We start from the raw sequence: 13,602 nt of genomic DNA, 5'->3' as shown, positions 1-13,602 counted from the left end.
GGTCGTGCCCTTGATGTTGTAGGTGGTCGAGTCGTGAGAGCCATCGGCATTGGTGATGTATAATTTGGACTTCACGCCCGATGCATAGACGGTGGTCGAGGTGGAGCCGTTGGTGTTGATGATGGTGTCGCTGGTAAGCGCACCGGTAGAGCTGTAGAGCTTCGTCTCCTTCGAGCCGTCGGCATTGACGATGTAGACGGATGCAAGCAACGCGCCGTTGTAGTTGGTCGTGCTCACCGCCCCGTTGCTGCTCTGAACGATCTCCTGGAGCAGCGTTCCCGACGCATTGTACTTGTCGGTGATTGTCGACGCAGGGGTCCACTTGATGACGGTCGTCTTGTGGCCGGTGGCATCATACAGCGTCGTGACCTTGCTGCTGCCGTCGGCGGCGATCGTCTGGCTATAATCCAGGGTGCCGTCCGTGTGATAACGGATGACCGACGTGACCTTGCCGGCGGCCGTGGTGTGCTGCGTCTCGGTGACGTAGGAAGCGCCCTTGATGTTGTACGTAGTCGTGTCGTGTGACCCGTCGGCGTTGGTGATATACATCTTCGTCTTGACGCCGGCAGAATAGACGGTGCTCGAAGACGATCCGTCCTTGTTGACGATGGTGTCGCTGATCAGGCCGCCCACGCCGAACTTCTTCGTTTCCTCGGAGCCATTGGCTTTGACGATGACTTCCTGGGTGGCAACGCCGGCTGTGTAGTTGACGGTATCGGTCGATCCGTCCGCGTTGACCGTCACCTTGCTGGAGATGAGGCCATTGCTGAAGTTCGAGGTGATGGTCGAGACCAGGCTGCCGGACGAGTTAAATACCTTCGTCAGGCTCCAGGTGGTGCTCGACGTCGTCACCGAGAACGAATAACCGCCCTGGATCGCAGCAAGCGCCTTACCGTAGTGCGAGATGATGTAGTCCATCGTCGCCTCGGACGCGACGGGAAGGACGTGCGTATCCGTGAGCGTGATCTTCTTCAGCGTCGTCGAATCGTTCAGGTCCGACAATTGCGCGACGATGTCAGCTGCCGTATCGCTGACATTGACCACCGCTTCGGGAGGCGATCCAGCCCGGGCCGGTGCGTCGATCTCGATGATCAGCGGATGATCGCTGAGCGGGAGCACGATCTGGCTGACGTCGGTGTAGGTCGCGATCGGCGACGTGCCGCTCATCGGGTCGTAGACGACGACCGAGTGATGAACGCCACCGAGGTTCACGGTGACCTGCGTGGTGGCAACCGCGATCTCGCTGTCGGTGGCATCGTCCCAGATCTTCGGCTCGGCCCAGACGACGAGGTCATAGGCACCGTTGCTCTTGGCGAGCACCATGCTATTGCCCGAAGCCGGCATGCCGGAAAGACTGTAGCCGAGCTGTGCCGTCGGGGTGCTGCCGCCAGTACCGTCATCCGCGAGAATGGTCGTCAGGTTGTGGATCGCGGTTGCGGCGAGTTTCGGCGTACCGTCGGCATTGAACAGGCCCATCTGAGAGCCGGCGTCCGTGCCATGATCGAGGAGCTCGTAGAGATAGGTGGTGGTCACGCCGTCCTTGAAAGCATCCGCCAATGTGTTGAGGATCGACTTGGCTTGGACGGTCTCGTCGACGCCGAGATATTGTGTGCTGCTGAGCGTGGTGTAGCCGGTCTCGGTGATCACGGTCGGCTTGCCCGAGACGACCGATTCGGCGTCGCTGACATGCGTCGCCAGCGCCGCAGCCGGGGTCGTGGACGTCGCCGCATAGGCGTGGGAATTTGCGTAGTCAGAGTAGGAGGTCAGATTTCCGAGTTTGGCGTAGTCGTTGGTGTCGGTATAGCCGAGCGAGAGATTGTAGACCGAGACCCCCGACAGCGTCGCGTCGCCCTTGATCGCCGTGTAGAGCGCCATCTGGAACTGTGCGGCGGCCGAGACGTCGGAACTTCCGTTGTACGAGAAGGGCTGCATGTTGGCTTCGTTCAGGCCTTCCACGGCAATCAGGCTTCCGGGATGCGCCTTCACGAAGCTGTCGAGTTGCGTGAGATATTGCGCGAGGCCGCTGGAACCGGCTGCGGGCAGGCTCGACGAGACGATCAGATCGAACTTATACCCGTCTGCTGCGAGCCCATTCATGATGGGCTGGCTGTTCGGTGACAACGCGATCGCGTCGCGCAGCTTGGTCACGCCGAGATATTTGAGATCATCCTGCATAAGGGCGAGGTTGGAGTAGTTCCCCCACGAATATGCGACATGCGTGTTGACGCCGATGGATCCGGTAAAGGAACTCGCCGAATGAAGGGTCTGGTCGACAGGAGACGCGGTCATCTGTTGCTCTGCATGTGAGTTCAATTGCGTCGAGCAGTAGCCCCGACGTTTGTGTTTCAGGTTTTTTATTCAGGTAAAAGTCGACACATCGCGGTCTCTACTCGCGACGCGTTTCGTCGACTCGTTCGAGCAAGTGATTAGCCGCTATCGATGTCAGCCGTGTGCGTGAACGATGTCACCACGGAGGCGCGATGCTGTTCCCTGCAACGTTTGTTGTGCAGGTTGCATGCGGCGTAGGCAAACTACGCGATGCACTCGGGAAAATGCGGGAAGTTCCGAACGGATTGTTTGAAAAAAATTAGCCGGTTGCAAACCAGCGTCGCACACTTCGTGAACCCGATCGGCGATCGACAAGCGATCGTCAATCGCCTGTCATGTCGATGGCCGGCTGGCGACGACGTTCTCGAACAGGGTGCGGTACTCTTCGACGACACTCGTGAAGGTATATTGGTTCGTTTGTAGCAACAGTTGCTTAACCATCGCTGCGATTTCGTCCGGCTTTGACAGGAGTTGCCGAATGCTGGCGGCGAGCGATTCCGGATCGGGTTCCGTGAGCCAGCCCTTCGCGCCGCGTGTAACGGCCTCGGGGATGCCGCCGAATCTGGTTCCGAGGAATGGCTTGCCGGCGGCTCGCGCGTCGGCAACCACGATCGGGCCGGGCTCCTCCCAGATCGGCGGAATGACGACGACGTCGATCTGCTCGTAGAATTTTTCCGGCGCGATGAAGCCGAGGAACTCGAGCGTTGCGCGTGGCGCGAGATCTTGAAGCTCCTGCTTCAATTCGTCGCTGGCATATCCGGCGATGACGAGCCGGACGGAGCTCGGCGGCAACAGACTCACGGCCTTGACCAGGTTGTAGATGCCTTTCTCCTCGGTCAATCTGCCGATGAAGCCGAGCCTCAGCGTATTCGAGGGAGGAGTAGCGGACGGGGCGATCGGTTGGAGTGCCGATGCATGCCGAATGACCTTCCGCGTCGTGTTCGAGAACAGCCCGAGCTCGGTGTGGATATCGAGGATCCGCTGGCTCACGCCGACAACGGCGCTCAATTGGCTGGTCGCGCTGCGACGGCTGATCGTCAACAATTTGCAGCTGGCGCAGGTGTGCTTGCATGCCCGGCCGTTGGAGAAGCGCGAGCACCTTGGGCAGGTCAGATAATAGTCGTGCAGGGTGTGGACGATCGGGATGCGCCGGTCGAAAGCCGCCTTCCAGACTGCCGTCGTCAGACCCGATAGGTTATTGGAATGCAGCAGGTCCGGCTTGAAGGCATCGATGCGCGCGCCGACGACATCAGCCGTTCGCTGCCAGTCCTCGATGGCGTGCCAGATGCCGCGCGCAGGAGCGCTGCGCTGCTCGGTAAATGGCAAATAAATATTCTTGCTCTGCGCAGAGTAAACGTCGACGTCGTTGTATCGCTCGGCCTTCTGGTCCGGCACGGAGGCGGCGCGAATTACCTCGATCGTGTCGCCACGCGCGACGAGGCTCTCGACCAATCGCCGGACGAATATTTCGGCGCCGCCGACGACTTTCGGCGCCCCGGGCGTCGGATAAAGCGATGAGGTGACAAGGACCTTCATTAAGAATGTGTCTCAATATCCATTGTGGCATTGGCGCCGCAGCTTTTCGCCCGCTATTCTTTTGAAGAGGTCCCGGACTTGCCGGTGTACATCTCCAGGTATTGCCGCGTAATCGTTTCGGGGGTGAATTTCTCCGCAAAATCCGGTCGGGCCGGCGAATTCTTTTTCCATCGATCCGCCTGACGAATTGCCTCCTGCATCAGCTCGGCGAGCCGCCGATGGTCGTGCGGCTCATATTTCCCTACAAGATTAGAAAACTCCGATATCTCCGGTATTCCACCTGCTGTGGAACAAATTGTGGCCTTGCCTGCCCCGATCCCCTCAATAAGCGTCCGCGGCAGCGGCTCCGGCCAGACGGAGCTGATCAGGCAGACGTCCACGCCGGCGTAGAAGTCCGCGGATTTGGTGAAGCCCAGCCATTGCACGCGATCGTTTCGGCACGCTGACTTCAGGTCCCGCACATAGGCTTCAAGGCCTCGGCCGGCAATCTTGAGCTGCCAGCCGGCGTCGGGAAGCAGCTCCGCTGCCCGGAGGACGACATCTATGCCTTTTTCGGGCTCCAGGCGTCCGATGAAGCCGAAGACCAGGTCGTCGCCGGCAGGCCCAGACGCCGCCGCAAGGTTGGTCGTGTCGGCGATATTGAAGATGACGCGGCGAGGGATGTCCGTGAAGTAGCCGGGCGCGAGATGACGCTCCAGCACGAACTGGCTGTTGGACGTCACCGCGTCGACCATGCGCGAAGCGCGGCGATATGGCGCGGTCATGGTTGCGCAGGCCGCGCAGCGCTGCATGCATGTCGCGCCCGCCCGAAAGAGCGTCGACCGTTTGCAGATCAGCGAATAGTCCCGCAAGGTGTGCACGATTCTGATGTTGCGACGTTTGGCTTCTGACCACAGCGAGGCGGAGAAGCCCGTCAGGTTATTTGTGTGAACGACATCGGGCTTTTCGATGTCGAGAATCTCGGCGAAGCGGGCCGCCGCCTTGCGATTCCAGGTGTCCCGCAAATGCCATTTGAGCCGCTGCATTGACGAGGGCTTTTCGTCCCGGCCAAACGGCCAGTAGTCGTTGTCCAGCGGTACCCGGTAGACGCGCACGCCATTGCGATCGTCGACGGACCGCGCATGATCATTCTGAAGGCAGACGACCGCCACCTTCTCGCCACGCTGAGCCAGCGCCTCCGCGAGCAGTGACACCGATACTTCAGCGCCGCCGATGATTTCCGGCGGGTAGAGTGTGTTGACGATCAGAATTTTCAAGAAACGCCTCGGATCTCGCAGAGCGCGGCCGCCATGACAGCGTCAGTTAGCGGCCCGGATCTCGAAGTCGAGCGCGGCCTGCCCCTTCGCGGTGACGAGCAAAGGAGTGGTCGACAGCTCCGTCCAGGCGCCGGGAGCGGGACCTGCTCCTTGCTGGCATACATGGCTGACTTCGACATTCGGTTCTGCGCCTTTCAATCGTACTTCAAAACGCTTGGTCGGGCTTTCCGACCAAAGCGCCGCCTTCGTGCCCGGCCCATCCTGGCTTCGGACAAGGACCACGCCTGGAACGGGTCTGGTTTTTTCCGCTTTCAGGCTCGTACGAATGAACGCCCAGCTCTCCCGGATGGAGCATACGGCGGGCTTCGGCGAATTGTCGAAATGATAGATCCCGAAATTGTTCTCGAGCTCGGTCGGTTTGGTGCCGCTGTCCTTGAGCTCGTAGACCCAGATTCCCTTCAGCCACGGCCCGGCCGTCGATGACCACAGGATCATTTGCGCCATGTTGTCGGCCGCCAGTTGTTCGCTCACGCTGCATTTGGCGTTGCCGTTGGGCCAGCCCGTCTCGGTGAGATAGATCGGATAGTTGGGATTGTTCGTCGCGCGTGCGACACGCTGATGAAAAGCCTCCAGCCGCTCGATCGCTTCGGCCGAGGTTCGCATGGCGGGGTTCATGCAGAAATTGTAGATGTGAATCGATATTCCGTCGGCGATCGAAAGCACGCCGGTCTGCAGCAGCGCGTCGGTCCATTTCCAGCCGTGATCGTCGCCGAGCGCGCCGACGACAAAAGGAGATGAGGGCGCCGCGTGCTTGACCGCCGGCTGCACGACCCGCGCGAGCGCCACGTAGTTCTCGACGTTGAAATCCGGGTTGCTGCGCGCGGCGATATTATACTCGTTCCACAGCTCGAAAATGGGCCGGCGGGCCGCCAGGGATTGTGCGGCGGCCGTGGCATAGCTGACGAAGCGCTGGCGAGCCTCGTCGGTGGTCGGCGGATTCGAATTCGGGACGAGATGATGGCCGAAGGCCAGAATGATCATCGGCGGACCGATATCGGCCTTGATCTGCGCATCGAGGCGGCCGAGCAGCGGATTGAAACCGAGTTGCCGGCCCGGCAGCTCGAAGTCCGACCAAGGTAGATCGTCGCGGAATGAGGTAAGACCCAATTCCTTCATCTGCTTCACGGCGGTGGCGGGCACGTAGCCTCGGCCTCCGATCGAGCCGCCGAGACCCTGATGCGTGCCGACACCAAGCAGAAGCCGCTGCCCGAGGGGCTGTGCGTTCTGCGCGTTGGCGGAAGCTGCCAAACCAATAGTAACGACCAATGTGGCAAGCAGCCATCGCAAGCTGCGCGGGTCACGTCTGTTAGGCTCGGTCACGCGTTGCTCCACATTCGCCATCGATCGGCTCGACGAACTACCTCCCCCTTATGGTTCGAATTGGGCGGATCTGCCGCCACATGGCGGCGGACGACAGATCCTTAATCAAAGGTCACTTCGCGTTCACGACCACCGAGCTGATGTTGTCCGCGTTCACGGTCGCCGCGTTCAGCGGGGCCATGAGCTTGATGAATTCGGTCGACGGCGATTCCGCCACCGAAATCACGTCGTGATCGCGCATCCTGAACGTATCCGCCTGGAACCAGCCGTCGGGCTTGCTCATGTCGAACTTGTAGACGGCAGGGACCGACTTGGTCGGGAACTGCGACACGTCGATGCCGATCTGCTGCAGCAGCGGCTTCGGCTCGAAACGGTAGACGTAGATGGACTTGGAGTCCGCACGAATGCCATCGAGGCCGCCCGCCTTCGCGATCGCTTCGGCCAGCGACATGTTGTCGTTCTCGAACGAGAAGCGGCGGTTGTTGGTGCCGCCGATCGAGCCCGGCGACGGCGTCGAACCGAACACCATGTAGACGCGAGGAATGCGGGTCAGGAAGACGACGTCGCCCGGAGCGAGCAGCACGTCCTCGCTGGGATTATGCACCACCGTGGACATCGTCTCGTTGTAGGTGCGGCCCTCGCGCTTGATCGTGATCGTGCTCTCGTAGGAGGGATATTTCGGGCCGCCGGCGCGCGCGATGGCGCCCATCAGGCGAATGCCGCCGGGGTCGACCGGAAAGCGCTGTGGCGAATTGACTTCGCCGAGCACGCTGATCTGGTTGCCGCGCTGCTCGGCCACGCTCACGACCGCCTGCGGATCGATGGCGCGGTCCTTGAGGCGCTCGCGGATGATGTTCGACACGGCGCGCGGCGTCAGCCCGGCGACCTTGATCGATCCGGCGTACGGAATATTGATGCTGCCGGACTGGTCGACTTGCTGGCGCGGAATATCGACGAAGTTGCCCGGCCGCACGCCCGCTTCGCGCGGAATGAACAGGCCGCCCGCCTGCGCTTCGTAGACGGTCACGGTGACGATATCGCCGATGCCGATCGTGACGTCGCGATAATTGCCGCCGGGGAGGCGGGAGAAGATCTTTCCAGAGGCGTCCGTGAACCCGTTGGTCGCCTGGAGGATCGCCGGATTGGCCGGCATCAGGGCGTAGGCGAGGGGCGCGGTCGGCTCGGTGACGAGCGCGGCATTGGTTTGCGTGGCGACCGCATCCGGAGAGTCCATGGGAATGAAGCTGGCGCAACCCGCCAACGAGATGCCGACCGCAGCCAGCGCCAGGATTCGGCTAATCCCGAAATCAAAATTCAATAGTTCGGTCTTAGCCACTGGAATTCCCTCGCACTCATCTAAAATCGGAATCACCGTACAAATCCCGTGCTGCGGAGTCACTGCTACGTCTTCGACTTTATGGTAAAGCACTTGTGGCTGTGACCTTATTGCCACTTGTGAACGTGGATACACGCCGAAATCTCTGTCCAAAATTTGTGCGGAACATCCTCTTAAATAAGCAGTTCGCAAACCATACATACACGTGTCAGATCGATGTCACGATTGAGACTGCGATCGAACCAATGAGCAGCGCGAGGCGACGGACATGCAGATGCGACGGCATTGTCGCGAGATGACATCGCCATGAACTTCAAGTGTTGGATCCCGTCCTGAGTGATCCTGCGTTGTGTTTTCGTCGTCCTGCGGCGGGCATGGCGCCAGAGCGGACGTTCTCGCCGGGTCATCGGACCAATGTTTCTGCGACGGGATTCCACCTCCGTTAACGCTTAGATTTGGAAGCTGGCGTCACGCTGGCGTCCGTAAGGTCTTCCTAATCCTGATCCGGCTAGTGGTCGGCCAAACAAAAGGAAGGCGAAGACGATGTTGCACACCGGATCACTGCTGTTCGCGGCCGGCTTTCTCACCTGCGCGATGATCGTCGCATCGGCCATTGCTTGGTCGTTCTCCGATAACCGCGTGAATGACGGCGAGTTCGCGCAGGGCGATGCCCGCCGGCTGGCCTGATCAGCCGGTCGCTACGATCGCAGATTGTTCGGGAAATCGGACTGCAACTTCGCCTGCTGCCCGGATTCGCTCATCGGCACATGCACGACGTCGGCATAAACCTGACTGAGCGTGCGGTGGGTCTGTTCGATGTCGTAGAGGCGGGTGAAACGCTCATATCCGGCACGGCCGACCGCAGCCAGGTCGAGCCTGGTTGCGCGTTGAAAACCTTCAACCAGCTTTTCAGCCGAGACTTCGTCGCACAGCACGCCCGTCGCATTGTCTTCGACGATTTCCGGCAGGGCGCCGATGCGGAAGGCAATGATCGGCTTGGCCGCCCGCATCGCCTCGATGGCGACCAGGCCAAACGCCTCCCAGCGCGAGGGAATCGCGACCATGTCGGCCTGGTCGAGCTCGGCCTCGATCTGGTTGCGGTTCATCCAGCCCAGAAAAGAGACGTTGGAGGGCAGATCGCTTCTGCGGAATTTGCTGACGACCGAGGCGCCGATCAGGCGCACGTCGAGCTTGTCTCCGAGTGCGCGCGCCGCCTCGATCAGGAGATCGTAGCCCTTCTGACGGTCGAGGCGCCCGATGAAGAGGACCTTGATCTTCTCTGATCGCCATTGCGCTGCGCCCTTGTCGAGCGCAGGACGCTGCTTGGAAATCCCGTTGTGCACAAGAACCAGGCGATTCGCCGCGATCCCGACCTGCTTGGCGTCGGCCTGCTCGCTTTCCGAGATGCAGACGATGCGATGGGTGAATTTCGACAGCACGAGCTCGGTGAACTTCGTCACCTCGCGGCTGAGGCGGCCGGTTTCGCGGCCGAAGGCCCAGCCGTGCGGGCAATAGACGATGCGCGAGCGCCGATAGGTGAGCCAGAGCACCGGGCGCACCACGAGCCCGGCGAACGACGAGTGCAGGTGGATGACGTCAGGACGAAGCTGCCGGACCGCGCGCATGGTTGCAAACAGCATGCGAAACAGGCCGACCGCGTTGCGTCCGTCGCGCGGAAACGTGGTGACCGCGTCGTCCTCGATGTTCACCAGGTCGCTGCGATGGTCGGAGGGAACGACATAGTTGACGTTGCCGGGGCCGAAGCTCGCGCTCTGGTGTGGATGCAGCTCGTTGAGGTAGGTCGCGATGCCGCCACGGACCGTTTCGGCGACATGCAGAATCTTCAGGCCGCTGGACAACGGTCATTCCTTCCTTGTCTTGAAGGCGCCAGATACTGGAGACGCCGGATCTTGCAGACGCACGTCTAACCTCGCTAAGCAGCAATAATCGGGCCGCGTCATTGTTTCGCTCGGTCGGATGTGGATCGGGATGCCGGTTTGGCGAGGAATTCGAGCATCGCTGCGGCGGACTTGGCCCAGGAATATGTCATAAGGCGCTGCCGCTGCTTCTCCTGTTCCACCGGCGAGATCCTGCCGAGTTCAATTCTTTCGCGCATCCGTGCCGACAGCTGGTCCGCGTTGAGCGGATCGAAATAGACGGCGGCATCGTTGCAGGTCTCGCGCACGGCATCGGCGGAACTCGCGATCACCGGACAGGCGAAGAACATCGCCTCCAGGGGAGGCACGCCGAATCCCTCATAAAGGCTCGGAAACACGAACGCGGCGGCCTGGGAGAACAGCGCGGCAATCTCCTCGTCCTTCAGGCGCCCGGCGATGACAACGCCGGACCTCGATTCCGTGGCCGCGCCTCCGAACACTTTGCTGTTATCGCCTCCGACCACGACCAGCGGAAAGTCGGCGCGGCCAAGCTGCTCGGCGGCGCGAATGGCCGTATCGACATTCTTGTTCTTCGTCATCGAGCCGACGAAGAGGAAGAATTGATGGGGCGCAAGACGCAGCTTGTCGATGATCGAGAAGTCGGGCGCGACGGTCGCGAAATGTTCCGCGCTGTTTGCAATGACGGGGATCGAAGCCGGATCCAGCGACAGCACCTCGGCAAGTTCGTTGCGTGAAAACGCCGAAACTGTTGCGATCGTTGCCATGCGCGCCAGCAGATGGCCGAGCGTCCGGTGCAGGGCGAGGTAGCGCCAGCTGAAGAAGTCCGGCCGCCGGAAAACCTGCGCGTCGTGAATCACGACAAGATGGTCGCGGTGGAGCACAGGGCCGGAATTGGCGAGACTGACCAGACGGGTGCCGGCCGCGGCGCGCGCCAGATCGATCTGGTCCCACGCGTGCCCCTGCAAAGATCCGATCTGCTTGATGGCGATGCGGCGAAGACCTGGAAGCGTCTGCGCATTCGGCGGCGCAAGGATTTGCCACTCTGCATCCAGCAGTTGCTGCGGAGCCTCTCCGCTCGCGAGCAAGCGGTCCATCGCCTTGACGATCTCGGCGGCGTAGCGCTGCACGCCCGTGAGCGATTGTGACAGGAACCTGCCGTTGATGGAGAGTTTCAAAGTCGATCTTTTTCTTTGCGGGTTCTTGCGCGAACAATGCCCGAAGACTGAGCATCAGGCGCCGAATATACGTCCTATGACGTCTAGCACATGTGGCGCTATCGTCCGAGCATCCTTGCAGGCGGATAGCATGCGATGGTGCATGACGCCATCATGTTTCCTACACATTTCGATGCGCTTACATGGGCCGACTGATTTGATGATTGTCGTGACTGTCCAAACCTTGCCTCTCATGTCCTGGTCTGGCAATGCTCCGCGGAATGAACGAGATGACAACTTTGCGGCCAGTGATCGTTACCGGCGCTGCCGGCTTTATCGGAATGCATGTTTGTGAACGGCTGTTGGCACGTGGCGAGCAGGTCGTCGGCATCGATGCAATCACTCCGTATTACGATCCCGCGCTGAAGCGTGCGCGTCTCGCAACGCTCGAATACCATCCAGGGTTCAAATTCCACAAGATCGATCTCGCAGACTTCGCCGCAGTGACGCGCGTCTTCGACGAGGTCTCGCCCGATCGCGTCGTGCATCTGGCGGCGCAGCCCGGCGTGCGCGCGTCGATCGACGATCCCATCACCAGCATCCGGGCCAATTGTGACGGCTTTGTCACCGTGCTCGAAGCCGGCCGGCGCCATGGTCTGGCGCATCTCGTCTACGCCTCGTCGAGTTCGGTGTATGGCGCCAACCGCACCTTGCCTTATTCGACCGAGCATTCGGTGAACCATCCGGTCAGCCTTTACGCCGCAAGCAAGAAAGCCAACGAACTGATGGCGCATACGTTTGCGCATGTTCACAAGCTGCCGGTGACCGGGCTTCGCTTCTTCACCGTCTACGGCCCATGGGGCCGGCCTGACATGGCCGCCTATCTGTTCACGCGCGCGATCTTCGCGAATGAGCCGATCAGGATTTTCAATAAAGGCGACATGTGGCGCGACTTCACCTATGTCGACGACATCGTCGAAGGGGTGATCCGCACCCTCGATCGGCCCGCGGCGCCGAATCCCGCGTGGAATGCCGAGCGGCCGGAAAATTCGTCGAGCTATGCGCCGTATCGCGTCTACAACATCGGCAACAACAGGTCGGTCAACCTGATGGAGTTTGTCGAGACGCTCGAGAAGATCATCGGTAAGCCGGCGATCCGCCAGCTGTTGCCGATGCAGGCCGGCGACGTCCTGGAGACGCGCGCCGACATTTCCGCGCTCCAGCGCGACGTCGGCTTCTCGCCGTCCACGTCGATCGCGGATGGCCTCGGCCGCTTCGTCGAATGGTATCGGAAGTACCACGGCGTCTGATCCCGCGGGCGGCGGCACATGCGTGTCGCCCGGGAATGCCGGCTCCTAAGCCGGTTCTTGCGCTGGTTCTTGCGCTTTTGACCGCCGGCGGCCTTGTCAGCGGGCGCGAACGGTGGTTATCCCGTCCCTCTGAACCTCTTTGACCCCGAACCAGGCGCGGGCCCATGGCTGAGCGGATCGCTCTCATCACCGGCGTGACCGGTCAGGACGGCGCCTACCTCGCCGAATATTTGCTGTCGCTCGGCTATGTCGTGCACGGCATCAAGCGGCGCTCGTCCTCGTTCAACACCGCGCGCGTCGATCACCTCTACCAGGACCCGCACGTCGGCAACGTGCCGTTCCTGATGCATTACGGCGACATGACGGATTCGACCAATTTGATCCGCCTGGTGCAGCAGATCCGGCCGACCGAGATCTACAATCTCGCCGCCCAGAGCCATGTCGCCGTCAGCTTCGAGAGCCCGGAATACACCGCCAACGCCGACGCCATCGGCGTGCTGCGCCTGTTGGAAGCGATCCGCATCCTCGGCATGGAGAAGGAGACACGGTTCTACCAGGCCTCGACCTCCGAGCTCTACGGCCTGGTGCAGGAGATCCCGCAGAAGGAGACGACGCCGTTCTATCCGCGCTCGCCCTATGGCGTTGCAAAACTCTACGGCTACTGGATCACGGTGAACTACCGCGAAGCCTACGGCATTTTCGCCAGCAACGGCATCCTGTTCAACCATGAGAGCCCGATCCGCGGCGAGACCTTTGTGACCCGCAAGATCACCCGCGGCGTCGCCCGTATCGAGGTCGGGCTGGAACAGACGCTCTATCTCGGCAATCTCGAAGCCAAGCGCGACTGGGGTCATGCCAGGGACTATGTCGAGGGCATGCACAGGATCTTGCAGGCCGACAAGCCCGACGACTTCGTGCTTGCCACCGGCGAGATGCGCTCGGTACGCGAGATGGTCGAGCTGTCCTTTGCGCATGTCGGCCGCCGCATCGCCTGGCGCGGCAAGGGCGTCGAGGAGACCGGCGTCGACGAGACGAGCGGCAAGACCGTGGTGAAGATCGATCCGACCTATTTCCGTCCGACCGAGGTCGATCTCCTCGTCGGCGACGCCAGCAAGGCGCGCGAGGTGCTCGGCTGGACGCCGAAGCGCAGCTTTGCCCAGCTTGTCGAGGAGATGATGGCAAGCGATCTGGCCGAGGCAAAACGGGATGCGGCCAGTGGCAAACGCACCGTTTGAGCTGAGGGGCAAAAGCGTCTATGTCGCCGGCCATCGCGGCATGGTCGGAGCCGCACTGGTGCGCCGGCTGGCGCGGGAGGACGTCAACCTCGTCACGGTCGACCGGCGCGAGGTCGATCTCTGCAACCAGGCCGCCGTGTTCGACTGGTTCGCCAGGACGCGGCCGCAA

General features: G+C 61.2%; 10 protein-coding genes and 1 pseudogene. 4 read left to right on the top strand and 7 right to left on the bottom strand.

Annotated elements, in window-relative coordinates; all coding sequences use genetic code 11:
• From AC0L3X_RS20775 to AC0L3X_RS20755, 5 genes and pseudogenes are all read right to left on the bottom strand, one after another.
• Window positions 1-2,289, bottom strand: a pseudogene (locus AC0L3X_RS20775) (RHS repeat protein); the annotation flags it as partial.
• 372 nt (window positions 2,290-2,661) lie between these two features.
• Window positions 2,662-3,864 (bottom strand): glycosyltransferase family 4 protein, encoded by a 1,203-nt coding sequence (locus AC0L3X_RS20770; RefSeq protein ID WP_354131867.1) that lies wholly within the window; start codon window positions 3,862-3,864, stop codon window positions 2,662-2,664.
• A 53-nt stretch (window positions 3,865-3,917) separates the two neighbouring features.
• On the bottom strand, window positions 3,918-5,120 hold the full coding sequence (locus AC0L3X_RS20765) for a glycosyltransferase family 4 protein (RefSeq protein WP_354131866.1): 1,203 nt from the start codon (window positions 5,118-5,120) through the stop codon (window positions 3,918-3,920).
• A gap of 42 nt (window positions 5,121-5,162) precedes the next feature.
• Complete coding sequence (locus AC0L3X_RS20760) at window positions 5,163-6,521, bottom strand: glycoside hydrolase 5 family protein (RefSeq protein WP_244623245.1); 1,359 nt, start codon at window positions 6,519-6,521, stop codon at window positions 5,163-5,165.
• Between the two features lie 91 nt (window positions 6,522-6,612).
• Window positions 6,613-7,836: a polysaccharide biosynthesis/export family protein gene (locus tag AC0L3X_RS20755; RefSeq protein WP_354131865.1), complete on the bottom strand. Its 1,224-nt coding sequence runs from the start codon at window positions 7,834-7,836 to the stop codon at window positions 6,613-6,615.
• Window positions 7,837-8,379: 543 nt separating this feature from the next.
• Here AC0L3X_RS20755 and AC0L3X_RS20750 point away from each other — a divergent pair.
• Entirely contained in the window at window positions 8,380-8,523 is a 144-nt protein-coding gene (locus tag AC0L3X_RS20750) for a hypothetical protein (RefSeq protein ID WP_166350075.1), read from the top strand.
• An 11-nt stretch (window positions 8,524-8,534) separates the two neighbouring features.
• Here AC0L3X_RS20750 and AC0L3X_RS20745 read toward each other — a convergent pair whose 3' ends face one another.
• Window positions 8,535-9,695 carry a glycosyltransferase gene (locus tag AC0L3X_RS20745; protein ID WP_354131864.1) on the bottom strand — a complete coding sequence of 387 codons (1,161 nt, stop codon included), beginning with the start codon at window positions 9,693-9,695 and terminating at the stop codon, window positions 8,535-8,537.
• A gap of 98 nt (window positions 9,696-9,793) precedes the next feature.
• A complete protein-coding gene (locus tag AC0L3X_RS20740) occupies window positions 9,794-10,909 on the bottom strand; it encodes a glycosyltransferase family 4 protein (protein ID WP_354131863.1) in 1,116 nt (371 codons plus the stop codon).
• Window positions 10,910-11,178: 269 nt separating this feature from the next.
• Between AC0L3X_RS20740 and AC0L3X_RS20735 the strand changes: the two genes are divergently transcribed.
• The 3 genes from AC0L3X_RS20735 to AC0L3X_RS20725 all read left to right on the top strand — a co-directional run.
• Window positions 11,179-12,198 carry an NAD-dependent epimerase gene (locus AC0L3X_RS20735; RefSeq protein WP_354131862.1) on the top strand — a complete coding sequence of 340 codons (1,020 nt, stop codon included), beginning with the start codon at window positions 11,179-11,181 and terminating at the stop codon, window positions 12,196-12,198.
• A gap of 164 nt (window positions 12,199-12,362) precedes the next feature.
• Window positions 12,363-13,433: a GDP-mannose 4,6-dehydratase gene (gene gmd, locus AC0L3X_RS20730; RefSeq protein ID WP_354131861.1), complete on the top strand. Its 1,071-nt coding sequence runs from the start codon at window positions 12,363-12,365 to the stop codon at window positions 13,431-13,433.
• On the top strand, window positions 13,405-13,602 hold a 198-nt coding region (locus AC0L3X_RS20725), incomplete at its 3' end, for an NAD-dependent epimerase/dehydratase family protein (protein WP_473316712.1). The genes gmd and AC0L3X_RS20725, both read left to right, overlap by 29 nt.

The organism is Bradyrhizobium sp. MI1.7, from assembly GCF_055811795.1.
Note: the sequence above shows the minus strand (reverse complement) of the source record. Positions and strands in the feature narration are given on the sequence as shown.

Excerpts from the sequence above, each read along its gene's own strand:
- AC0L3X_RS20760 (WP_244623245.1), bottom strand. The coding sequence starts at position 6,521 with ATGGCGAATGTGGAGCAACGCGTGACCGAGCCTAACAGACGTGACCCG.
- AC0L3X_RS20735 (WP_354131862.1), top strand. The coding sequence starts at position 11,179 with ATGACAACTTTGCGGCCAGTGATCGTTACCGGCGCTGCCGGCTTTATC.
- AC0L3X_RS20770 (WP_354131867.1), bottom strand. The coding sequence starts at position 3,864 with ATGAAGGTCCTTGTCACCTCATCGCTTTATCCGACGCCCGGGGCGCCG.
- gmd (WP_354131861.1), top strand. The coding sequence starts at position 12,363 with ATGGCTGAGCGGATCGCTCTCATCACCGGCGTGACCGGTCAGGACGGC.
- AC0L3X_RS20750 (WP_166350075.1), top strand. The coding sequence starts at position 8,380 with ATGTTGCACACCGGATCACTGCTGTTCGCGGCCGGCTTTCTCACCTGC.